This is a genomic window from Streptomyces sp. 796.1, assembly GCF_047525675.1.
Taxonomy (GTDB): domain Bacteria; phylum Actinomycetota; class Actinomycetes; order Streptomycetales; family Streptomycetaceae; genus Streptomyces.
The window spans coordinates 1-21,018 of record NZ_JBLIWA010000068.1 but is presented as its reverse complement, the minus strand read 5'-3'; the positions used below and the strand labels follow the sequence as shown (position 1 = coordinate 21,018).

The following is a 21,018-nucleotide window of genomic DNA, read 5'->3' as shown; positions in this document are numbered from 1 at the left end:
CGAGCCGCCGACGCGACACCTCACGGCCCGAGGTACGACCCGGTGGACGCCGGGTGCCGCGGAGGACAGGCCGTACGAGACCACGACGGACGGCCTGGCGCACGGCGCGACGTAAACAGGACGACAGGACGACACACGACACGGCAGAGCCCCGGAGGCGGTGCCTCCGGGGCTCTGTGGGTGTCCGTGCGGGCGGGTCCGCGGGCCGCTGACTCGGGCGGCCGTACGGGCCCTGCCGGGTGGGCCAGCCGCGGACGGCCGGCCCGGCGGGACTACTCCCGGAACAGGGCGATCAGCCGCAGCAGCTCCAGGTAGATCCAGACCAGCGTCAGCGTGAGGCCGAACGCGGCCAGCCACGCCTCCTCGCGCGGGGCGCCGTACGCCACGCCGTCCTCGACCTGCTTGAAGTCCATGGCGAGGAAGGCTGCACCGAGGACCACGCCCACGATGCCGAAGACGATGCCGAGGGCGCCGCTGCGGAAGCCGAGGCCGTCGCCGCCGCCGAACGCCGCGAACAGCAGGTTGACCACCATCAGCAGCATGAAGCCGATGGCCGCGGCCATCACGAAGCGCTGGAAGCGCGCGTCGACCCGGATCAGCCGGGTGCGGTAGGCGATCAGCACACCGGCGAAGACCGCCATCGTGCCGAGCACCGCCTGCATCGGAATGCCGGACCAGCGCGAGTTGAACATCTCGCTGATCACGCCGAGGAAGACGCCCTCGAACGCCGCGTACCCAATGATCAGGGCCGGGACGGGCTTGCTCTTGAACGCCTGGACCAGGCCGAGCACCATCGCGATCAGCGCGGCGCCGATCGCGATGCCGTAGCTCTTGCTGGACACCGGCAGCGCGGCCCAGGCGACGACGGCACCGACGATGACGGTGCCGAGCGTCATGGCCGTCCGCATGACGACGTCGTCCATCGTCATCCGGCCGGTCTGCGGCGGCGCGACCTGGCCGCCGTAGAGCTGCTGCATCTGCTCAGGGGTCAGGTCCTGCGCGCCCGGGGCATACGGGTTGGTCGGCTGGGCACCGGTGGCGTACGGGTTGCCCTGGGTCGCGGTGGGGCCCCCGGCCTGCGGCGCCGTGTTGAAGCCCGCGTAGGCGTTGTCGCGGCTGAAGCCCCGTCGCGAGAAGACCGGGTTGCTGCTCCTCATCTCACTCCTCCATGGCCGCCCTGCGCGACCTTGAGTCAAGGGTAATGGGTAAGCAAAAGAATCACCCTAGTGCCAGGGGAGGATCTTTTCGCCCCTCTTTAGCCGCTACCCGGCCACCGCGGGGCCATGCGACGAACCCTCGGCGACGACCTCGCCACGGAGCGTCGGTGGGAGCGCCGCCGGGTACGGCGTGTCGCCCGGGCGGCCCGGGACCGGCCGCCGGGGGCCGCACCCCGCGAGGCCCCCGCCAGCCCTTTGCAGCTCCCCGCAGCCCTTTGCGGCCCGGAAGGCGCGTACCGCGCGTACCGCGCGTACGGCGCGTACGGCGAGCGAGTGAGCGCTCTCCCGCGGGCGCGGGCGCGCGTTCGTGGTGCGTGCCGTCACAGGCGGGCGAACGGGGCCCAGCGCTCGATCGCGAAACCGGCGCCGCTGCGGCGCACCTCGGCCGCGCCGCGTCCGCCGAGGTGGGCGGGGAAGACCAGGGCGCCCTGGTCGGCGGCCCAGCCGAGGACCCGGTTCCGGGCCGCCCTGGCCCGCCCCGGGTCCTCGCAGGCGCAGCTATTGACGTGCGGCTCCACGAACTGGGCCGGCGAGTGCAGCAGGTCCCCGACGAACACCGCGCGGTCCCCGCCGGAGTCCAGCTTGAGCACCGAGGAGCCGGGGGTGTGCCCCGCGGCCAGTTCCAGGTGCAGGTGGCCGTCGATGGTGTGGCGTTCGTCCCAGAGCTGGACCTGGCCCGCCTCGTACACCGGGGCCACGCTGTCCTCGAAGACGTTCTGGTTGCCGCGGCCGAGCCGCGAGTGGTGGCCGCGTGCGGGGTCCCAGAACTCGAAGTCGCGGCGCGGGATGAGATAGGTCGCGTTCGGGAAGGTGGGGACCCACTGGCCGGCGCGGAGTTCGGTGTTCCAGCCGACGTGGTCCACGTGCAGGTGCGTGTTGACCACCAGGTCGACGTCTTCCGGCCGCACGCCGACGGCCGCCAGATCGGCCAGGAAATCGGTCTCCAAGTGGCTCCACAACGGGGCGTAGGGCCGCTCCTTGTGGTTGCCGACACCGGTGTCGACCAGGATGGTCCGCCCCTCGCTGCGCACCACGAACGTCTGCACCGCGCACCGGCACTCGCCGGTGGCCGCGTCCAGGAAGTCGGGCACCAGCCACGGGTGCCGCCCCGCCCAGTCCGCGTCGGGCGCGACGGTGAAGAACTCGTGCGGCTGCATGCGGATCGACCCGTAGTACTCGGTCACCCGGGTGACCGAGACGTCGCCGATGCGGAGTTCGTCACCGGTCGGGGCGGTGCGGGGGGTGCCCGTGGCCCCGGGTGCGTCGGGGGTACGGGGCGCCTGGGCCGTACGGGTGGTGTCGGTGGGCCTAGAGGTGCCCGCGATACGCGTCGTGTCCGCCGTACGGGGCGTGTCCGCGGCGGTGCCGTGGTCTGCGGAGGGGTCGACGGCGGGGTGGTCGGCGGCTACGGGATGGTCGGACACGGTTGCTCCAACGGGGTGGGGACGGGTTCCCCGCCAGGCTCGGCCGGGTGGGGCGGCGGGGAACAGCCCCGCCCGTGCCCACCCCTGGCAGGGTCTGGATCGGCGCCCGGCCCGGCGGCAGGCTTGGGCCATGGACGACCGGAGGTTGGGGGAGTTCCTGCGGGCGCGGCGGGCCGCCGTGCGACCGCAGGACGTCGGGTTACCGGACGCGGGGCGCCGGCGGGTGCCGGGGCTGCGGCGGGAGGAGCTGGCGCTGCTCGCCGGGGTCGGCGTGTCGTACTACACGCGCCTCGAACAGGGGCAGGCGCACAACGCCTCGCCCGAGGTGCTGGACGCACTGGCCCGGGTGCTGGGGCTCGACGAGTTCGAGCGGGCGCACCTGGCGCGGCTGACCGGCCCGGTGCGGCGCCGGGGCGGCGGCCGGGACAGCGAGGTGGAGCAGGTGCCGGCGGCGACGCGCGAGGTGCTGCACGCGGTGGGCGAGGTCCCGGCCCTGGTGCTGGGCCGCCGCGCCGACGTGCTGGCCTGGAACGCGCTCGGCCACGCCCTCGTCGCCGGCCACCTCGATCCGACCGCCCCGGACCGGCCGGCCGAGCGGCCGAACCTGGCCAGGCTGCACTTCCTCGATCCGCACGGCCGTGATCTGTACGTCGACTGGCGGCGCAAGGCCCGCGCCACGGTCGGCAACCTCCGGCTGGTCGCCGGCCAGTACCCGGCCGACACCAGACTGGCCGCGCTGATCGGCGAACTGACCATCGGCAGCGCGGAGTTCGCCGCGCTCTGGGCCGATCACCGGGTGCACCCCTGCGAGGGCGAGGTGTTCACGCTGCGGCACCCGACCGTGGGCACCCTCACCGTCACCCAGCACGCCCTCCAGGTGCCGCGCTCCCCCGGTCAGGCGCTCATCCTGTTCACCACGGCGGCCGACTCAGCGTCCGCGCACGCCCTGACCCTGCTGGCCGCCCAGACCCACACCCGCCCCGCGCCACGCCCCGCGGGACCCGCGGAGTCCGCGGCCGGGGCGGACCCGCGGGCGTCGGGTCGCGAGGCGGCTGGGGATTGAGGGGCTGAGGGGGCTACGGGCCGGGTGGTGGGTTGGGGGGCCACGGCCGGTACGGGCGTCGCGGCGGGTACGGGGCGTCGCGACGCGGAGGGGCGCCAGTGCGGACGGGGGCGACGCGGCTGACCACCGCGGGCCCTGCCGCGCCGGCGGCAGCCGCGGGACCGCCGGCGGGGCCGGTACGGGCGGCCTGGGCCGGGCGTCGGCGGTCACCGCGGCGAGGTGGGGGCTCCCGTCGGCGGGGGTGGTTCGGTGGGCGGTTCGGTGGGCGGTTCGGTGGGTGGCTCCGTGAGTCGTCCGGCGATCGGCGCCGCCGGTGGCGCTGCGGCCGGCGGCTCCGCGGATGGTGGCGCTACGGCTGGTCGTGCGGGCGGCTCTGCGATGACCTCGCGCGCGAGGGCGACCAGATCGGGTACGGCCGGATGGCTGGGCGGGTCGGTCCAGGCCAGTAGGACCGGCACCGGCGGGGCGTCGACCAGCGGGCGGTAGCTGACGCCCGGGTACGTGTGCAGGTCGGCGGTGGCCGTGGTGCTCACGCCGACGGCGCGCCCGGCGGCGATGGCGATCAGCCAGTCGTCGGTGTTGCCGACCTGCACGGTCGCCGACGGCCCGCGGCCGGCCGGCCACAGGTCGCGGCGGGTGGTGCCGGAGACCCTGTTGAGCGTGATGACCTGGCCGGCGAGATCGGCCAGGGTCAGTTCGGGGCGGCGGGCCAGCGGGCTGTCGGTGGGCACCGCGGCCACCCGCTCCTCGTCCAACAGGTGCGCACTGCGCAACCCGGGCTCGGGCAGCGCACCGCGCAGCACCACCACATCGGCCTGGCCCGTACTGAGGCCGGCGGTGCGGTCGTCGACGCGCAGCAGTTCGAGCAGCGTGTCCGGGTGGTCGCGGTGCCAGCGGCGGAGCAGCGGGGTGGTGTACGCGCCGAGGGCGGCCCAGGCGTGGCCGAGCCGCAGCGGCCAGCCGCCCAACCGGCCGGGGGTGAGCGCCGCGTCCACGGCGGCCATCGCGGTGGCCGCCCGCAGGTGGAGGGCCCGGCCGGCCTCGGTGAGCCGCAGGTGGTGCGTGGAACGGTCGGCGAGCCGCACCCCGAGGTGCACTTCGAGCTGGCGCAGCGACCGGGAGAGCGCGGGCTGACTGAGGTGCAGCCGGGCCGCGGCGCGGGTGAGGTTGCCCTCCTCGGCGATGGCGAGGAAGTGGCGTAGATGACGCAGCTCCACGGTCATGTCTGGGAAGCATAACCACCGCTCAACGCGCATTTCACAGCCGCGGCCCGGCTGCCTAGCGTGGGCGGTATGACCGACCTGTACGCCGGACGGCCGACGTCGTCGGGCGCCGCGCCCCACGCGCCCGGCCCCCCGCCCCGTACGCCCGGCGGGGCGTACGGGCGGGCCCGAGCCGGTGGGCGCGTACGGGCCGGTGGGCGGATGTGGCCCGGTGCCGGTGGGCGGATGGGCCCGCCCGATGGGCGCGTACGGGCCAGTGGACGCGTACCGCCCGATGGACAGGAGCGGCCCGGCGGCGGGTGGATGCGGCCCGGCGGGCCTGGGCGTCGGGTCGCCGGGGGTGGGTCGCTGGTCGGGCTCGGGCTGGTGGCCGGCGGGCTGGCCGCGCAGCAGTTCGGGGCCGCGGTGGCCGCCTCGCTGTTCCCGCGCGCCGGGGCGCTCGGCGTGGTGACGCTGCGGCTGACCGTGGCTGCCGTGGTGCTGCTGGTCGTCTGCCGTCCTGCGGTACGGGGCTACCGGCGCGCCGACTGGGCCGTGATCGTCGGCTTCGGCGCCGCGCTGGCCGGCATGAACGCCCTGATCTACCAGGCCATCGACCGCATCCCGCTGGGCGCGGCGGTGACCTTGGAGGTGCTCGGGCCGCTGACGCTGTCGGTGCTCGCTGCGCGCGGGGCCCGGCGGTGGCTGTGGGCGGGGCTCGCGCTGGCCGGCGTGGCGCTGCTCGGCCGCGGTGGGTTCGACGGCCTCGACCCCGTGGGCGCCGGCTTCGCGCTCGCGGCCGGCGCGGCGTGGGCGGCGTACATCCTGCTGTCGGCGCGTACCGGCAGCCGCTTCCCCGGCGTCGACGGGCTGGCGCTGGCGATGGCCTTCGGGGCGCTGCTGAGCCTGCCGTTCGGGGTGGCCGACGCGGGCGGCGCGCTGCTCGATCCGGTCACCGTCGGTCTGGGCGCCGCGGTGGCGCTGCTCTCTTCCGTCCTGCCCTACACGTTGGAGCTGTTGGCCCTGCGGCGGATCGCGCCGGCCACCTTCTCGGTGCTGATGAGCCTGTCACCCGCGGTGGCCGCGCTGGCCGGTCAACTCGTCCTCGGCCAGGCCCTGTCGCCGACCGACGTGGCGGCCATCGCCCTGGTGGTGCTCGCGAGCGCGGGCGCCATCCGGGCAACGGCCGCCCTGCGTTCGGAAGTCGAAGCGTAGGAACCGGCCGTGGCGGTCCGGTCACTCCGCTCCCGCAATGCCCACAAAGGCGCCCGATCTCCCGGGTAAGCACCAGAAACCAGGCAAAGGGCGATGGCTCCTACCAACTAGGCCGGAATCTCCGCTTGATGTGTCGTACGGGTGGGAGCGGTACGCGCCAACTCTTCGCCGGCAAACCCGAACAGAAGGTGCATGTGACACGCATCGGCCCGGTCGCGCGGTGGGCGGCTCGATGTTCGTCGCTGGGCGGCGGGCGGTCGAAGGCCGTCACCCCATCGGGCGGCAAGGTCGGCCGGTCGACTTCCGCCACCTCGCGCCGCGCACCCGCGCGCACGCCCGCAACGACCGGGCCTCCGCCCCCATCCAGGGCGTTTCCGCAGGTCAGACCCGGTGATCGGAGTGGTGCCCGGAGCCGGACTTGAACCGGCACGGCCCGTAGGCCAGCGAGGTTTAAGCTCGCCGTGTCTGCATTCCACCATCCGGGCAGGGGCACTCCGGCCGCCGCACATACCGGGTACGGCTTTCCCCCCAAGGAGAGCAGGACGAGCCTAGCCGGGGAACGCGCCACGAACGGCTGAACGGTCGATCGCCGTTGTCTTATTTTATTGGCAACTGAGGGAGCATCAGCGGGGGGAACTAGCCAATGGCACATGCCAGTGGCCCATCAAGCCTGTTGGTCCGACACGTCACGCCCGTCACACCGAATTGACGAAAACTCGACGCAGTGTTGAGTAAATTGACGAACGCACATCCGGTCCACCCCCCGCAGGCGGGTACACCTCCCCGCGACTCGCCGGCCGCGCCCCGGCCGCACCGCACGGGCCACGGAGCCGGCGACCGCACGCCGCGGCCGGCCGCATTAGCAGAAGCCGACGCCACCGAAAACCCACCGCCAACCCCCGAACGCACCAACCTCTGAACCCACCGAACACCCGGCACGCGGCACCCGGCACGCGGCACCCGGCACCCGGCACCCGGCACCCGGCACCCAAACATCTCAGCCACACCGGGCCCACCAGCCCCGCCGGGCTCTCCCGCCCCACCAGACTCCCGCGCCACCCCATCTCAACCCGCCCCGACCCAGCTCGCGCCACCCCGGCCCTCCCCACGAAGCTGACCGTGCGAGGCCCGCCGCGCAAGCCCCCGTACGCCCTCCGTCGTACCCGAGCCGCCCCACGCGCCCCGGCGGCCCGCTCACGCATGTCGCGCTCGCCCGGAAATGCCGGCCGCCCGCGTGCGCTTCGGGCGCGCGCGCCACGGTGCCGCACCACCCCGATGCGCACACCGCCCCCGCCACCCGGCGTACCGCCACGGAACGCCCCCCTCCGGTGGGCCACCGCGCCCCGTCGGCCGCCCCGCGGGCACGGCCAGGCCCCCGCCCGCGCCCGGCCGACACCCTCCGCCGGGCCGATCCGGTGGACGCCCCCGGCGCCCTCGCCACCCGGCCGCCGGGCGCCGGCTTGCGTCCCGTACCACGGGGCTGACCTGCGCAGACGCCGATGAGGACGAGGGCGGGGACGGCACCAGGAACGGAGTGGGGACGGGCCGGCCGGGAGGGGGCCGCGGGCGGTGGGGCGGGCCCGGGGCCGGAGCCGTGCGGAGCCGGGACGGTCCGGGAGCGGGGCCGGGCCGCGGGCGGTCCGCGGCCGGTGTCCGACCAGGGTCTCAGGGTCCCTCTCCTCCTTGGGGAGGAGTCGGCCTCCGCCACGTACCTCGTGAGTCGCGGCGGGAACGGGCGCTGGGGTTGATCCGACAGGCTGATGTTCGGGTGAGGATGGTGGAGTCCCCAGGCACCACACCGACAGGAGTTCGATCGTGACCACCACCCCCACCGCCACCCGCAGCACCGCGGTGGCCGCCCGTGCAACGGATCTCCGCAAGGTCTACGGCGAAGGCGAGACCCAGGTGGTTGCCCTCGGCGGCGTCACCGTCGAGTTCCGGCAGGCCGAATTCACCGCGATCATGGGCCCCTCCGGTTCCGGCAAGTCGACCCTCATGCACTGCATGGCGGGGCTCGACTCGGTCTCCGGCGGCTCGGCCCGGATCGGCGACGTCGAGTTGACGACGCTGAAGGACAAGAAGCTCACCCAGCTCCGCCGCGACAAGATCGGCTTCATCTTCCAGGCGTTCAACCTGCTGCCCACGCTGACCGCGCTGGAGAACATCACGCTGCCGATGGACATCGCCGGCCGCAAGCCCGACAAGCAGTGGCTGGACATGGTCGTGGAGACGGTCGGTCTCTCCGGCCGCCTCAAGCACCGCCCCAACCAGCTCTCCGGTGGCCAGCAGCAGCGTGTGGCCGTGGCCCGCGCGCTGGCCGGCAAGCCCGAGATCATGTTCGCCGACGAGCCCACCGGAAACCTCGACTCGCGCTCCGGCGCCGAGGTCCTGGGCTTCCTGCGGAACTCGGTGCGCGAGCTGGGCCAGACCGTCGTGATGGTCACCCACGACCCGGTGGCCGCGGGCTACGCGGACCGCGTGGTCTTCCTCGCCGACGGCCAGATCGTCGACGAGCTGCACGGGCCGACCGCCGAGGCCGTGCTCGACCGCATGAAGCGCTTCGACGCCAAGGGCCGGACCAGCTAGTTCCGGCGCGCCCCGCCCACCGGCCCTCCTTCCCCAGGACTGACACACCATGTTCCGTACCGCCTTGCGCAACGTGCTCGCGCACAAGGCCAGACTGCTGATGACCGTCCTCGCCGTCCTCCTCGGCGTGGCGTTCGTCGCCGGCACCCTGGTCTTCACCTCGACCATCTCCGACGCGTACCAGAAGAGCTCCGAGAAGGGGTTCGACCACGTCGACGTCGCCATCAGCCCCGACAACGACGACGACAAGAGCAAGCCGGGCGACGCGCCCGACCTGAGCCAGTCCCTGCTCGACCGGGTGGCGAAGCTGCCGGGCGCGGAGTCGGCGATCGGCACCGTGGGCGGCTTCGCCGCGATACCCGACAAGGACGGCAAGCTCGTCGGCGACGGGTTCTCCTCCGCCGGTGCCAACTACTTCCCGGGCAAGGACGGCAAGGACGCCCGCTACCCGATGAAGGAGGGGCGCGCCCCGGCCAACGAGCACGAGGTGGCGCTCGACCGCAAGACCGCCGACCGCGCGGACTACGAGGTCGGCGACAGCATCAAGGTCTCCGTCGACGGCCCGGTGCTCCAGCAGAAGGTCGTCGGCATCTTCACCACCGACGACGGCAACGTCGCGGCCGGCGGCAGCCTCGCGCTGTTCGACACCAAGACCGCCCAGCGGCTCTACGCGGACCCGGGCAAGTACACCGGCATCGAGCTCTCGGCCAAGCCCGGCACCTCGCAGGAGGCGCTGAAGGCCCAGGTCGAGAAGGTGCTGCCGGAGCGGACCGAGGCCGACACGGGCAAGAAGCTCGCGGACGACCAGGCCGAAGAGATCAAGAACGGCATGAGCGGCATGCGCACCGGCATGCTGGCCTTCGCCGGCATCGCCCTGTTCGTCGGCATCTTCATCATCGCCAACACCTTCACCATGCTGGTCTCCCAGCGCACCAAGGAGCTGGCGCTGCTGCGCGCGGTCGGCGCCAGCCGCCGCCAGGTGACCCGCTCGGTGCTCATCGAGGCGCTGGTGGTGGGCGCGGTGGCCGCGGTCGCCGGTCTGCTCGCCGGCATCGGCATCGGCGCCGGGCTGCGCTCGCTGCTGAACTCCACGGGCGCCACCGTCCCCGACGGCCCGCTGATCATCGACCCGACCACGGTCGGCGCCTCGCTCTTCGTCGGCATCGTGGTGACCGTCCTGGCCGCCTGGCTGCCCGGCCGCCGCGCCGCGAAGATCCCGCCGGTGGCCGCGATGAGCAGCGTGCACGCCCCGCCGTCCACCCGTGGCCTGGTGGTGCGCAACACGATCGGCGCGATCTTCTCCGGCGTCGGCATCGCCCTGGTGCTGGCCGCGACCGGCATGGACGACGGCAAGGGCCCGATGGGTCTGGGTGCCGGACTGCTGCTGATCGGCGTGTTCGTCCTGACCCCGCTGCTGTCCCGGCCGCTGATCGCGGCGGCAGCGCCGGTGCTGCGGATCTTCGGGATGCCCGGCAAGCTCGCCCGGCAGAACGCGGTGCGCAACCCGCGCCGCACCGCCGCCACCGCCTCCGCGCTGATGATCGGCCTCACCCTGATCACCGGCCTGACCGTGATCGCCGGCGGCATCCAGAACGCGATCGACAAGATGGCCCGGGACTCCCTGCGGGCCGACTACATCGTCAGCATGGCCAGCATGACCCCGCTCGCGCCCGAGGTGGGGCAGAAGCTGGAGAAGCTGGACGTGGTCGAGAAGTCGACCCCGCTGCGCCTGTCGCCGTCGCGCATCGACGGCAAGAAGACCGACCTGGCCGGCGTCAACGCCGACTCGATCGGCGCGCTGACGAACCTGGAGTTCACCCAGGGCTCCTTCAAGGACCTCGGCGGCGAGCGGGTCGTGGTCGACAAGGACCTGCTCAAGGACCGCGGCTGGAAGGTCGGCTCCACGCTCAACACGACCTTCGAGGACGGCAAGAAGGGCCGCCTGGTCGTCAGCGGCGTGTACGAGGGCAACGCGATCATCTCCGGCGTGATGGTCGACAACGCCGCCCTCACCCCGCACGTGGAGGACATCGCCGATTTCCAGGTGATGCTGAAGACCAAGGGCGGCGTCGACGACGCCACCCAGGACAAGCTGGAGAAGGCGCTGGGCGACAACCCGGCGATCAAGGTCCAGACGATGGACGACGTCTCCAACGACATCGCCAAGCTGATCAACCTGATGCTGAACATGCTCTACGGGCTGCTGGCCATGGCCGTGATCGTCGCCGTCCTCGGCGTGGTCAACACCCTGGCGATGTCGGTCTTCGAGCGGTCGCAGGAGATCGGCATGTTGCGGGCGATCGGCCTGGACCGCAAGGGCATCAAGCGGATGGTGCGGCTCGAATCGCTGGTCATCTCGCTCTTCGGCGGTGTGCTCGGCATCGGCCTCGGCGTCTTCTTCGGCTGGGCCGCCGGCGAGCTGATCGCCCCGAGCCTGAGCACGTACGAACTGGTCGTGCCGTGGGGCCGGATGGGCGTCTTCCTCATCCTCGCCGCGCTGGTCGGTGTGCTGGCCGCCCTGTGGCCGGCGCGCCGCGCGGCGAAGCTGAACATGCTCACCGCCATCAAGGCCGAGTAGCCGGTAGTACGGGCCCATCGGTACGCAGCCATCGGTACCGGGCCATCAGCAGGGGACACAGCGGCCGGGGCCCCGGGACGACCACCACGTCGTCCCGGGGCCCCGGCCCGTTCCCGTGCCTCCCGCGTACGCGCCGGACACCCGCTCCCCGTACGCGCCGGGCACTCCCCCCTACGCCCCGACCACTCCCCCGTACGCGCCGGCCCGGTCGCCCGGGTGCGGTCGCCCCGGCCCGGGGTCAGTCAGCCCTGGTCGTCCCCGCCGCCCCGCCGCCCCACGTACGCGTCCGTCGGGGCAGCCCCGAAGCACCGGACTGCGGGGTGCGGACCGCGAGTACCTGGTTGACGCCGATGCGGTTGCGCTCGAAGGACAGTGCGCTCGCGGCCATGTACAGCCGCCACACCCTGGCCCGGCCGGCCGAGGTGTCGCGGACGGCCTGCGCCCAGTTCCGCTCCAGGTTGGCGACCCAGGCGCGCAGCGTCAGCGCGTAGTGCTCCCGGATCGACTCCAGGTCCCGCACCTCGAACCCGGCCTCCTCCAGTTGGCTGACGGTCCGCCCCACCGGGGCCAGCTCGCCGTCGGGGAAGACGTACCGGTCGATGAACTCGTCCACGCGGTACGCGTCTTCGTCGCGCTGCGGGCGGCGGGCGATCTGGTGGTTGAGCAGCCGCCCGCCGGGCCGCAGCAGCCCGTACAGCAGCGCCGCGTACTCCGCGTACCGCACGGCGCCCACGTGCTCGGCCATGCCGATGGAGGAGATCGCGTCGTACGGGCCGTCGCTGACCCGGCGGTAGTCCTGCACCCGGATCTCGATGCGGTCGGCCAGGCCCTCGTCGGCGACCCGCTTGCGGGCGTACTCGGCCTGTTCCTGGGAGATCGTGATGCCGACGGCCCGCACCCCGTACTCGCGCGCCGCGTGCAGCACCAGCGAGCCCCAGCCGCAGCCCACGTCCAGCAGCCGCTGGTCGGGTTCGAGGCCGAGCTTGCGACAGACGAGGTCGAGCTTGGCGAACTGGGCGTCCTCCAGGGTGCCTTCGGCGGCCGGCCAGTAGCCGCAGGAGTAGACCATCGAGGGGCCGAGGACGCGCTCGTAGAAGTCGTTGCCGACGTCGTAGTGGTGGCTGATGGCGGCCCGGTCGCGGTGCAGGGTGTGCAGCGGGCCGCGGTGCCTCCTGGCCTCTTCGGCGGGCGGCGACGGGGGCGGCCAGGGGCCGCCGATGGCGACCAGTTCGCGGGCCGCGGCGCGCAGCCGCGGGTTGCGGGCGGCGCGCAGTGCGGTGCTGAGGCGGTTCTCGGGGGCGCCGCCGTCGCCGCGTTCCCACAGCGCGCCGGCGAGCAGGTCGAGCGCGGTGTACAGGTCGCCGTCGACGTCGAGGTCACCGGCGACCCAGCCGCGGGCCAGGCCGAGTTCGCTCGGCTTCCACAGGAGCCGGCGGACGGCCCTGCGGTTGCGCACCACGAGGGTGGGGAGTTCGAGGGCGCGAGTGGTGGGTTCGTTGGCTGCGGGGCCGGGCGGGGGGCCTGCTTCGCTGCCGTCCCAGGCCCGGATGCGGACCGGGAACGGGGTCCCGAGGACCTCCTCAGCGAGCGCGGAGAGCCGTCCAGCGGCGTCGGCCATGTCGCACACCTCCAGGGAGACGCGGTGAATTCGCGGGGGTGCACCTCAGGAAGGTTCACCCGCCACGTAAAACACCCGCCGCCCCTGCGGCAGTCCCGTGCGCAGTTGTGGAATCGGCAAAATCCCCGGCCGCACCACCGTCCGCCGCGCCACCGGCCACCCGACGCCACGCACCGGACCACCGCCCGACCAATCGGGCCATACCAGCCTAAATCGCCCCGAGCCGCGGTCGGGGGCAGCGGCGCGCCGGGGCGGGGTGGGGCCCGCATACGCGTCCACGCACGCCAAAGGCGCCCACCCCACGGATTGGTGGACGCCTTCGGTGTGTGCTGGAAGCGGACTGGGTGGGTCCGCTCGGGGACGGCCGGCCGGGGCCCGAGCGGGCGGGCTCCGGCGGCCGGGTGACTACGCCTTGGCCTTGGCGGCCTTGGCTTCGTCCTTGTCCTTCGCCGCCGGGGCCGCCGCACGGGCGGAGGTCGGGGACGCGGCCTCGTAGAACTCCTCGCGCGGGTTCTCGATGGCGCCCAGCGAGACGACCTCACGCTTGAGGAACATCCCGAGGGTCCAGTCGGCGAAGACGCGGATCTTGCGGTTGAAGGTCGGCATGGCCATGCCGTGGTAGCCACGGTGCATGTACCAGGCGAGTCGGCCCTTGAGCTTGAGCTTCATCTTGCCGACGACGATCATCGCGACGCCCTTGTGGAGGCCGAGGCCCGCCACCGCGCCCTTGTTGGCGTGCTTGTACTCGCGCTGCGGGAAGCCCCGCATGCCCGAGATGACGTTGTCGCCGAGGACCTTGGCCTGCCGCAGCGCGTGCTGCGCGTTCGGCGGGCACCAGGCGTTCTCGTTGCCGGCGGCGCGCCCCACGAGGTCGGGGATCTGCGCGTTGTCGCCGGCGGCCCAGATGTAGTCACTGCCCTGCACCTGGAGGGTGGCGGCGGTGTCCACGTGGCCGCGCGGGCCGAGCGGCAGGTCGAAGCGGGCCAGCGCGGGGTTGGGCTTGACGCCCGCGGTCCACACGATGGTGTTGGCGTCCACCTCAAGCCCGTTGTTGAGCACGACGTGGCCGTCGACGCAGGAGTCCATGCCGGTCTTGAGGTAGACCTCGACGCCCCGGCCCTCAAGGTGCTCCTTGCCCCAGGCGCCCAGCTTCGGGCCGACCTCGGGAAGGATCTTGTCGGCGACGTCGACCAGCACGAAGCGCATGTCCTCGCGCTTGACGTTCGGGTAGTACTTGGACGCGTCCCGGGCCATGTCCTCGACCTCGCCGACGGTCTCCGCACCAGCGAAGCCGCCACCGATGAAGACGAAGGTGAGCGCCTTGCGGCGGATCTCCTCGTCGGTGGTCGAGTCGGCCTTGTCGAGCTGCTCAAGCACGTGGTTCCGCAGGCCGATGGCCTCCTCCACGCCCTTCATGCCGATGCCGTTCTCGGCCAGGCCGGGGATCGGGAAGGTACGGGAGACCGCGCCCAGCGCGATGACCAGGTAGTCGAAGGGCAGCTCGTACGCCTCGCCGACCAGCGGCGCGACGGTGGCGACCTTGCGGTCCTGGTCGATGGTCGTGACGCGGCCCGTGAGGACCTCCGCCTTGGGGAGCACGCGTCGCAGCGGAACCACGACGTGGCGCGGGGAGATGCTGCCCGCAGCAGCTTCAGGAAGGAAGGGTTGGTACGTCATGTACGAACGCGGGTCGACGACCGTGACGGTCGCCTCGCCGTACCGCATCTTCTTCAGGATGCGGCGTGCCGCGTACAGACCTACGTACCCACCGCCTACAACGAGGATTCGGGGACGCTCCGTGGTGCTCATGATTCGAGTATCCAGCACCCCCAGGGGGGTCGCTCGTGAGCCCCTTCACAAGAATGGTGAGGGGCTCTGCTACACTGCGCGGCCCTCGTGATCCATCCCATAGTCACCCGAGGGAACCGGAGGGTGGCGCGGAGCGTTACGCACCCCCGTTGATCTGGGCCTGTGGCCGTACGGGCGAGTAAACCAGAGGCTTCCGCCGGCGCTCCGTATCTCACGTTTAACTCGGCTGAAACAGGGCGCGCCTCGACCCGCGGCCATCCCGACACCGGGAACCGGCCGTGCCGGCGCCTCCAGGGCGGTCACCGGGACTTTTTTCATGTGAAGAGTTTCACGAACTTTCTCGGCGACCGTCGCGCGAGGGGCCCTCGAAGGGGCCCATAAGACCGTTTTGGCCCATCCGGCGAGGCCCCACGGGAACCCGGAGGCAAACGTTCCAGCCGCCCCGGGGCCACTCCTCCGCCACCGGGCGTTCGCGCCACCCGCCGCGCGGCAAACGAGGCGGGGCGCGAGCGCGCGAACACGGGAAGCGGGAGAGGAGGTCGAGGGAGGGGGCACGGAGATGCCCGCAAAGTATTTTTACTCTCGTGGCATTTTTATGTTGACACCCTCACGTCAGCCGGGCTAAGTTTACGTCCGTCGCAAGTTTGCGGCCCCGGAAAGAACGAGGAGTGCCCGTGTTCGAAGCTGCCCCCACCGCGATCCCCCTCCCCACCCCCGCCGCGTACGCCCCCACCGCCTACGCCCTGAACGGCGCCGCGGCCGAGCGTGACCGCGGTGAGCGGGTGCCGGCCCCGGCCCCGCGTACCGGCCGCGACGCACGCCGCCCCCGCATCGACCGGGGCGCACCGGCCCGACAGGCTCCGCGCGTCCTGCGCAACATCCCGCGCCGCCACGGCTACTGACCCCCACGCCCGGCAACCACCCACCACCGGCCCCCTCCACAACCCACCCCACCAGGGAGACCCCTTGCAGTTCAGCGCGTCCACCATCTCGCTCACCGTCGCCGACGTCGCCGCCTCGCAGGCGTTCCTGACGACCCACCTGGGCTACGCCGTCCAGGCCGAGGCCCCCGGCTTCGCATCCCTGACCCGCCCCGACGCGGTGGACGTCGTCCTGCTCGCCCGCGGCACCGAGGTCCTCCCGCCCGACCAGCGCGACCAGCACGCGAGCGGCCTGATCCTGGCCTTCACGCTCACGGCCGGCCTGACGGAACAAGAGCAGCGGCTACGCGCCGCAGGCGTCGACATCACCATGCCGCTGCGCGAAGAGCCCTGGGGCGAGCGCCTGTTCCAGGTCACGGACCCCAATGGGGTGGTCATCCAGTTCGTGGAGTGGGTGGCTCGGGTGGCGCCCGAGGGCGCGTGATCCGCACACCGCGTCGACCCCGATCGGGGCCGGCGCGGTTGAGCTATCGCGTGTACACAGGTGCGCGTACACTGGATGGATGACTGAAAATGCCGTGACGGTGCGGGAAGCACGTGCTCACCTTGCCGACCACATCAACCGGGCCGAAGGAGGCATCCCGACCGTCATCACGCGCAACGGCACCCCCGTGGCGGCCGTGGTCCCGATCGCGGACTTCGAGGCGCTGGAGGAGGCGGCCGACGTACTGCTGGCGCGCGAGGCCGAAGCGGTGCTGGCCGAGGGCGGCCCCACCGTGACGATGGCGGAGTTGCTGGCGGATCTGTTCACGGAGCGGGACGGCGAGCCAGAGTGAAGTACGCCTTCCGCTTCACCGCGGCGGCACAGCACCAGCTCCGGGCCATCGCCCGGCAGGACGCCATGCGCATCCTGACCGCCCTCACTGCGCTCGGCGAAGACCCGTACCGCCAGGATGCCGACGTCAAGAAGCTCACCGGCCCGTCCGGGCTCTACCGACTCCGAGTCGGGAACTACCGGGTGGCGTACCAGGTCAATGACGGCGAACTCGTCGTCCTCGTCGTCAAGGTGGGGGATCGACGGGACGTCTACCGGGCGCTGTGACGCCAGGTCCACCGGTGGGGCTGCTGGACATGCGTCGGCGGGTTCAACGATTCAGGCGCCCCCAGGGGAGCGATTCCCTTGCGCGCAACTCCTTGGCGCACAGGCACAGCAGCAATCTGCCGCAACCCATGGGTACCGGCCTGCCGCCCGGCGCATGCTGATCTCACCCAGCCCAAGGAGAGGCCCATGACGCTCAGGTTCCTCGGCACCACCAGCGACGAAGGGGATTGCCCCACTCTCTACGACATCCAGGAGACCGACGAGGTCCTGGTGCAGGGCGACCGCGAGACCGACCCAGGGCATCTCGTCCAACTCCGCGACGTGAAGGAGTCCGAGACCTTCGTGCGAGTGCCGCGCTCGCTCCTCATCCGGTACGCACCACGCACAACCGCGCCCGAACTGGTGCCGTTCAAGGAGATCGACCACCTGTTCCGCGAGTTCCGGCACACCGCCTGGCGGCTGGAGACCCGCCGCGGCTACGCCTCCGACCGCAACACCCCGAAGTGGCAGCGCTGGCTCGCCGGCAAGGACATCGCCACAGCGGAGCCCACCGCTTGGCACGACAACGTGCGCACTCAGGTAGCCGCAGGGCGACGCTTCGAGCGCGTGCGGCTCGTGGACGAACCGGCCACCCAGGGCCAGCAGTTCCTCGCCGCCGCCGCGCCCGCCAACATCACTGCGGGCGAGGACATCCGCACCCTCACTCGTGCCCAGGCCCGACAACTGCGCCTCCCTGAGGACGACTTCTGGCTGTTCGACTCGCGGGTCGTCGCCCGCTTCGCCTTCGACGACGAGGACACCACCCTGGGCGTCTACCTCTCGGAGGACCCTGCCGAGGTGGTCGCGGCCTGCCAGGCTCGGGATGCCGCATGGCACCACGCAGTCCGGCCGAACGGGTAGCTTCCCCTGTGTGAGCACCGACTTCCAGAGCGCACGGGTGGCCCTCGGTGCGCGGCTACGCGAGTTGCGCACCGAGGCCGGCCTGACCGGCAAGGGCGTAGCCGAGGAACTGGGCTGGCAGCCGTCGAAGGTCTCGCGCCTGGAGACCGGCAAGCAGACCGCAACCCCCCATGACCTGACCCGGTGGGCCACGGCTGTCGGCCGGCCAGAGCTGGCGGGCGAACTGCGAGGTCGGCTGGCTGGGCTGGAGAGCACGTACCGGTCATGGCGCCGGCAGCTCGCCGACGGGCACCGACCTCGGCAAGAGGTCGCGATCGTCCAGACGGAGACGACCCGTATCATCCGCGCCCTGGAGGTCGTCCGTATCCCGGGGCTGGTCCAGACCGCCGACTACGCGAGGTCGCTCTTCGCCGCCGCAGCCGAGTTCCGCGGGACCCCGCGAGATACCGAGGAGGCTGTCCGTACTCGGATACGGCGCCAACAAGCCTTGTACGAGCCGGGGAAGACGTTCCGGTTCCTCCTTTGGGAAGGGGCGCTGTACGCCCGACCATGCCCGCCCGAGGTGATGTCCGCCCAGCTTGATCGTCTGGTGAGCCTGATCGGGCTGGACACCGTTGAGCTGGGCATCATCCCGTTCGCCGCGCAGGTGCGGCGCGCTCCGTCTCACGGTTTCTGGATCTACGACCGTCGGCTGGTCATCGTGGAGACGGTGTCTACTGAGATGTGGCTGGACGACGCCGAGTCCATCGCACTGTACGAGCGCGCCTGGGAGTGGCTCGCTGAATCCGCCGTGCATGGTTTCGGAGCCCGCAGGCTGATCACGCGGGCCCGAGGCGCACTGGACCTGGCCTAGGCAATCTCACGCCATCAGCCTGTGGGATTCGCAATCCCGCGCAATCGCCTCCGGCTCACGCAGTACACGGCCCTACGGTCAGTCATCAAGCAATCACCGATGACGCCGGAGGCTGCGCCATGCCGACCGAACACGCCACTCCGCCCTATGACTGGGTCCCACCTGGCAGCAGCATGAACTGGGTGCGTGTCGGGGAGTTCGGCTGGCACACCCTCACCCTGCCTACGGATCTGGGGGAACCCGTTCTCGCGGCCCTGAGGCACACGACCGGCGCCGTGATCCAGGAAGACGCCGACCATCGTCTGAGCTGGCTGATCGAGCCGAAGGCACCGGCCGTGGAGCACCTGCACGAGCGCGCCGAGGTCACCCTCTCCGGGGACGACGGCAGCTTCGTCTTCGTCCCCGGCTTGGCCCGCACCCACCTGGTCTGGTGGCGCGTGTCCCCCACCGCAGACCGCCTACTCACGCCGGCGGACCAACTCGCCGGCGCCATCGCCACCCAATGCCCCGAGTGGGCGCCGTGACGGTCGTAGGCCGGCCCCGGCCCGCGAACCGGTATCCGCAGGGCTTGGCCGCGCACCACGCCTGCGCCCACCACCTGGCCGCCAGGGCCTGACGATGACCCGCAGCCTCCACCGCTACGTCACCATGCGCCTAGCCCCCGACCCGGACGCCGACCCCTACACCGTCCGCGCCACCTGCGGCACCTGCGTCGAACGCTCGCCCGCGCCCGACCCCGACGACTCCATCAGCGAGCAGTACGAACAGGCAATGAGCTGGTGCAACGACCACGCCGCCACCGACCACCCCGACGGGCGGCACCTCCGCTTCACCTCCACCGCCACCGTCCACTGGCGCGTCACCCCCTCCGAGGACATCGGCCCAGAAGCACCCTGAGCCGGCGGGTCGTGGCGCGTGAGGTGACTCCCCGTTGCGCCCGTGCCGCGGCCTGCCATCGGCCGCCGTCGTACCGCCCCCAAGGCCGGCGGCGGCCACCCACCCCCCACCGGACCACCAGCCCCACATCACCTGCACGTCAACGCGAGGCGCTGTCTCGCCCACCCAGGGAGATGTCGTTGAGTGAGTACGGCGAGTACCAGGACAAGGCCGACCAGCGAGGCCGCAAGAAGCCGGGCCCCGGTGGCGACCAGGGCAGCGGCGCCACGAGCGGCTGTATGGTCGTGGCGGCGTCGGCCGTTGCACTGCTCGTGGCTGCGGCGATGACACGGACGAGGAGGCGCCGGTGAAGGTTCGGACCGAGCGGACGTGGACCGACGAGGACGGCCAGATCTATCCCGATGAACACGGCACCCGGTTCTTCGGCGTGCCTGCCTGGGCGATCTGCTTCGCCTTGGTCATCGCCATGGGCGCGGCGCTGCTCGCCTACACCTTCGCCAGTCGCTGACCCGACACGGCGGTGCCCCGGCAAGGTTCCTGCCGAGGCACCGCCATTTGCTCAACGCGCGTCAGCCGCCCCCATCCGCCGCAACACAGCTCTGCGCGATCCCATCCAAAATGTCGTGCTCGCTCACCACCACCTCCGTGGCGCCCGTGCGTTCCATGATGGACAGCAGGACCAGGGCGCCCGCGGTGATGACGTCGACGCGGCCGGGGTGCATGACCGGGATCGCGGCGCGTTCCGCGTGCGTGGAGTGGAGGAGGCGGTCGGTGATCTCGCGGACGCGGGGCAGGGGGATCACCGCGTGGTGGATGGACTCCGAGTCGTACTCCGTCAGGTCCAGGGCGATCGCTGCGACCGTGGTGACCGAGCCGGCGAGGCCGACCAGGGTGTAGCTGCCGGTGGTCGGGCGGAGCGGGACGGTCTGTTCGACGGTGTCGAGAGCGGACTCGACGTCCGCCCGTATCGCGGCGATCTGCGCGGGGGTCGGCGTGCCGGGCTCGGGGACGGTGCCGGTGGCGTCGGCCAGGTGGCGTTCGGTCATCCGGACGCAGCCGACGTTGACGCTGCGCGCGGCCTGCACCTCGTGGTCGCCGACCACGAACTCCGTGGAACCGCCGCCGATGTCCACCACCAGGTACGGGCCGGCGCCGTGGCGGTGGCCGTCAGTTCGCGGGTGGCGCCGGTGAAGGAGAGCGCGGCTTCCTCGTCGCCGGTGATGACCTCGGGGTCGACGCCCAGGATCTCCCGCACGCCACGGACGAAGTCCTCCCGGTTGGAGGCGTCGCGCGAGGCGGACGTGGCGACGAAGCGCAGCGCGGGCCGGCCGCCGCCCGGCACCTGGTGCTCCTCGATGACCCGCGCGTACTCGCGGCAGGCGGCGAACGTGCGCTCCAGCGCCTCGGGGGCGAGGCGACCCGTGCGGTCCACGTCCTGGCCGAGCCGGACGATCGTCATCCGGCGGTCGAGTTCGTGCAGGGCGCCGGTGGCCGGGTCGACGTCGGCGACCAGCAGCCGGATGGAGTTGGTGCCGCAGTCGATGGCGGCGACGCGCTTCACTCGCCGGCTCCTTCGGGGTCGGTGGCAGGGCGGGCGGGGGCAGCGGGGGCGTCGCTCTCCGCACCCGGCGCGGGCTCGGCGGCCGGCGCGGGCCCGGCGGCCGGCGCGGGCC

General features: G+C 72.4%; 19 protein-coding genes, 1 tRNA gene and 1 pseudogene. 14 read left to right on the top strand and 7 right to left on the bottom strand.

Annotation, left to right across the window (positions count from 1 at the left end):
- Positions 1 to 272 precede the first annotated feature (272 nt).
- Complete coding sequence (locus ACMA1D_RS30690; RefSeq protein ID WP_349997828.1) at positions 273 to 1,157, bottom strand: Bax inhibitor-1/YccA family protein; 885 nt, start codon at positions 1,155 to 1,157, stop codon at positions 273 to 275.
- 380 nt (positions 1,158 to 1,537) lie between these two features.
- Positions 1,538 to 2,425 carry an MBL fold metallo-hydrolase gene (locus tag ACMA1D_RS30685; RefSeq protein WP_414727264.1) on the bottom strand — a complete coding sequence of 296 codons (888 nt, stop codon included), beginning with the start codon at positions 2,423 to 2,425 and terminating at the stop codon, positions 1,538 to 1,540.
- Between the two features lie 346 nt (positions 2,426 to 2,771).
- Between ACMA1D_RS30685 and ACMA1D_RS30680 the strand changes: the two genes are divergently transcribed.
- Complete coding sequence (locus ACMA1D_RS30680) at positions 2,772 to 3,704, top strand: helix-turn-helix domain-containing protein (protein ID WP_414727258.1); 933 nt, start codon at positions 2,772 to 2,774, stop codon at positions 3,702 to 3,704.
- A gap of 206 nt (positions 3,705 to 3,910) precedes the next feature.
- Here the strand turns inward: ACMA1D_RS30680 and ACMA1D_RS30675 are convergent, their stop codons facing one another.
- The gene (locus ACMA1D_RS30675) at positions 3,911 to 4,927 is read right to left on the bottom strand and encodes a LysR substrate-binding domain-containing protein (RefSeq protein ID WP_414727257.1); all 1,017 of its coding nucleotides are present in this window, start codon (positions 4,925 to 4,927) and stop codon (positions 3,911 to 3,913) included.
- A 225-nt stretch (positions 4,928 to 5,152) separates the two neighbouring features.
- Here ACMA1D_RS30675 and ACMA1D_RS30670 point away from each other — a divergent pair, with 225 nt between their 5' ends.
- Positions 5,153 to 6,121 carry an EamA family transporter gene (locus ACMA1D_RS30670; protein ID WP_414727263.1) on the top strand — a complete coding sequence of 323 codons (969 nt, stop codon included), beginning with the start codon at positions 5,153 to 5,155 and terminating at the stop codon, positions 6,119 to 6,121.
- Positions 6,122 to 6,521: 400 nt separating this feature from the next.
- Here ACMA1D_RS30670 and ACMA1D_RS30665 read toward each other — a convergent pair.
- A tRNA-Leu gene (locus ACMA1D_RS30665) sits at positions 6,522 to 6,606 on the bottom strand.
- A 1,330-nt stretch (positions 6,607 to 7,936) separates the two neighbouring features.
- Between ACMA1D_RS30665 and ACMA1D_RS30660 the strand changes: the two genes are divergently transcribed.
- Together ACMA1D_RS30660 and ACMA1D_RS30655 are read left to right on the top strand one after the other, a co-directional pair.
- Positions 7,937 to 8,707, top strand: coding sequence for an ABC transporter ATP-binding protein (locus ACMA1D_RS30660; protein WP_414727256.1), 771 nt, complete (start codon positions 7,937 to 7,939; stop codon positions 8,705 to 8,707).
- 49 nt (positions 8,708 to 8,756) lie between these two features.
- Positions 8,757 to 11,285 carry an ABC transporter permease gene (locus tag ACMA1D_RS30655; protein ID WP_414727255.1) on the top strand — a complete coding sequence of 843 codons (2,529 nt, stop codon included), beginning with the start codon at positions 8,757 to 8,759 and terminating at the stop codon, positions 11,283 to 11,285.
- A gap of 238 nt (positions 11,286 to 11,523) precedes the next feature.
- Here the strand turns inward: ACMA1D_RS30655 and ACMA1D_RS30650 are convergent, their stop codons facing one another.
- Positions 11,524 to 12,903 (bottom strand): class I SAM-dependent methyltransferase, encoded by a 1,380-nt coding sequence (locus tag ACMA1D_RS30650; protein WP_414727254.1) that lies wholly within the window; start codon positions 12,901 to 12,903, stop codon positions 11,524 to 11,526.
- A 405-nt stretch (positions 12,904 to 13,308) separates the two neighbouring features.
- Entirely contained in the window at positions 13,309 to 14,712 is a 1,404-nt protein-coding gene (locus tag ACMA1D_RS30645; RefSeq protein WP_349996490.1) for an NAD(P)/FAD-dependent oxidoreductase, read from the bottom strand.
- 674 nt (positions 14,713 to 15,386) lie between these two features.
- Here ACMA1D_RS30645 and ACMA1D_RS30640 point away from each other — a divergent pair.
- The 10 genes from ACMA1D_RS30640 to ACMA1D_RS30595 all read left to right on the top strand — a co-directional run bounded on the left by ACMA1D_RS30640 (position 15,387) and on the right by ACMA1D_RS30595 (position 19,853).
- Positions 15,387 to 15,614, top strand: a complete 228-nt coding sequence (locus ACMA1D_RS30640) for a hypothetical protein (RefSeq protein ID WP_414727253.1) — start codon at positions 15,387 to 15,389, stop codon at positions 15,612 to 15,614.
- Between the two features lie 64 nt (positions 15,615 to 15,678).
- Entirely contained in the window at positions 15,679 to 16,077 is a 399-nt protein-coding gene (locus ACMA1D_RS30635) for a VOC family protein (protein ID WP_414727252.1), read from the top strand.
- A gap of 79 nt (positions 16,078 to 16,156) precedes the next feature.
- Positions 16,157 to 16,429: a type II toxin-antitoxin system Phd/YefM family antitoxin gene (locus ACMA1D_RS30630; protein ID WP_414727251.1), complete on the top strand. Its 273-nt coding sequence runs from the start codon at positions 16,157 to 16,159 to the stop codon at positions 16,427 to 16,429.
- Entirely contained in the window at positions 16,426 to 16,695 is a 270-nt protein-coding gene (locus ACMA1D_RS30625) for a type II toxin-antitoxin system RelE family toxin (RefSeq protein WP_414727250.1), read from the top strand. Before ACMA1D_RS30630 ends, ACMA1D_RS30625 begins: the two co-directional genes overlap by 4 nt.
- A 186-nt stretch (positions 16,696 to 16,881) precedes the next feature.
- Positions 16,882 to 17,595, top strand: coding sequence for a DUF6879 family protein (locus ACMA1D_RS30620; RefSeq protein ID WP_414727249.1), 714 nt, complete (start codon positions 16,882 to 16,884; stop codon positions 17,593 to 17,595).
- A 10-nt stretch (positions 17,596 to 17,605) separates the two neighbouring features.
- Positions 17,606 to 18,448 carry a helix-turn-helix domain-containing protein gene (locus ACMA1D_RS30615; protein ID WP_414727248.1) on the top strand — a complete coding sequence of 281 codons (843 nt, stop codon included), beginning with the start codon at positions 17,606 to 17,608 and terminating at the stop codon, positions 18,446 to 18,448.
- A 119-nt stretch (positions 18,449 to 18,567) separates the two neighbouring features.
- Positions 18,568 to 18,972 carry a hypothetical protein gene (locus ACMA1D_RS30610; protein WP_414727247.1) on the top strand — a complete coding sequence of 135 codons (405 nt, stop codon included), beginning with the start codon at positions 18,568 to 18,570 and terminating at the stop codon, positions 18,970 to 18,972.
- A gap of 94 nt (positions 18,973 to 19,066) precedes the next feature.
- The gene (locus ACMA1D_RS30605; RefSeq protein WP_414727246.1) at positions 19,067 to 19,345 is read left to right on the top strand and encodes a hypothetical protein; all 279 of its coding nucleotides are present in this window, start codon (positions 19,067 to 19,069) and stop codon (positions 19,343 to 19,345) included.
- A 179-nt stretch (positions 19,346 to 19,524) separates the two neighbouring features.
- Positions 19,525 to 19,695, top strand: a complete 171-nt coding sequence (locus ACMA1D_RS30600; protein WP_414727245.1) for a hypothetical protein — start codon at positions 19,525 to 19,527, stop codon at positions 19,693 to 19,695.
- Positions 19,692 to 19,853 (top strand): hypothetical protein, encoded by a 162-nt coding sequence (locus tag ACMA1D_RS30595; RefSeq protein ID WP_414727244.1) that lies wholly within the window; start codon positions 19,692 to 19,694, stop codon positions 19,851 to 19,853. The genes ACMA1D_RS30600 and ACMA1D_RS30595 overlap by 4 nt, the downstream gene beginning before the upstream one ends.
- A 61-nt stretch (positions 19,854 to 19,914) precedes the next feature.
- On the opposite strand, the pseudogene ACMA1D_RS30590 reads toward ACMA1D_RS30595, so the two are convergent.
- Positions 19,915 to 20,906 (bottom strand): annotated as a pseudogene (locus tag ACMA1D_RS30590) (exopolyphosphatase).
- Positions 20,907 to 21,018: the final 112 nt, after the last annotated feature.

Coding starts and splice junctions, on each gene's coding strand:
- ACMA1D_RS30690 (WP_349997828.1), bottom strand. CDS start 1,157: ATGAGGAGCAGCAACCCGGTCTTCTCGCGACGGGGCTTCAGCCGCGAC.
- ACMA1D_RS30680 (WP_414727258.1), top strand. CDS start 2,772: ATGGACGACCGGAGGTTGGGGGAGTTCCTGCGGGCGCGGCGGGCCGCC.
- ACMA1D_RS30675 (WP_414727257.1), bottom strand. CDS start 4,927: ATGACCGTGGAGCTGCGTCATCTACGCCACTTCCTCGCCATCGCCGAG.
- ACMA1D_RS30670 (WP_414727263.1), top strand. CDS start 5,153: ATGGGCCCGCCCGATGGGCGCGTACGGGCCAGTGGACGCGTACCGCCC.
- ACMA1D_RS30655 (WP_414727255.1), top strand. CDS start 8,757: ATGTTCCGTACCGCCTTGCGCAACGTGCTCGCGCACAAGGCCAGACTG.
- ACMA1D_RS30650 (WP_414727254.1), bottom strand. CDS start 12,903: ATGGCCGACGCCGCTGGACGGCTCTCCGCGCTCGCTGAGGAGGTCCTC.
- ACMA1D_RS30645 (WP_349996490.1), bottom strand. CDS start 14,712: ATGAGCACCACGGAGCGTCCCCGAATCCTCGTTGTAGGCGGTGGGTAC.
- ACMA1D_RS30630 (WP_414727251.1), top strand. CDS start 16,157: ATGACTGAAAATGCCGTGACGGTGCGGGAAGCACGTGCTCACCTTGCC.
- ACMA1D_RS30620 (WP_414727249.1), top strand. CDS start 16,882: ATGACGCTCAGGTTCCTCGGCACCACCAGCGACGAAGGGGATTGCCCC.
- ACMA1D_RS30610 (WP_414727247.1), top strand. CDS start 18,568: ATGCCGACCGAACACGCCACTCCGCCCTATGACTGGGTCCCACCTGGC.
- ACMA1D_RS30605 (WP_414727246.1), top strand. CDS start 19,067: ATGACCCGCAGCCTCCACCGCTACGTCACCATGCGCCTAGCCCCCGAC.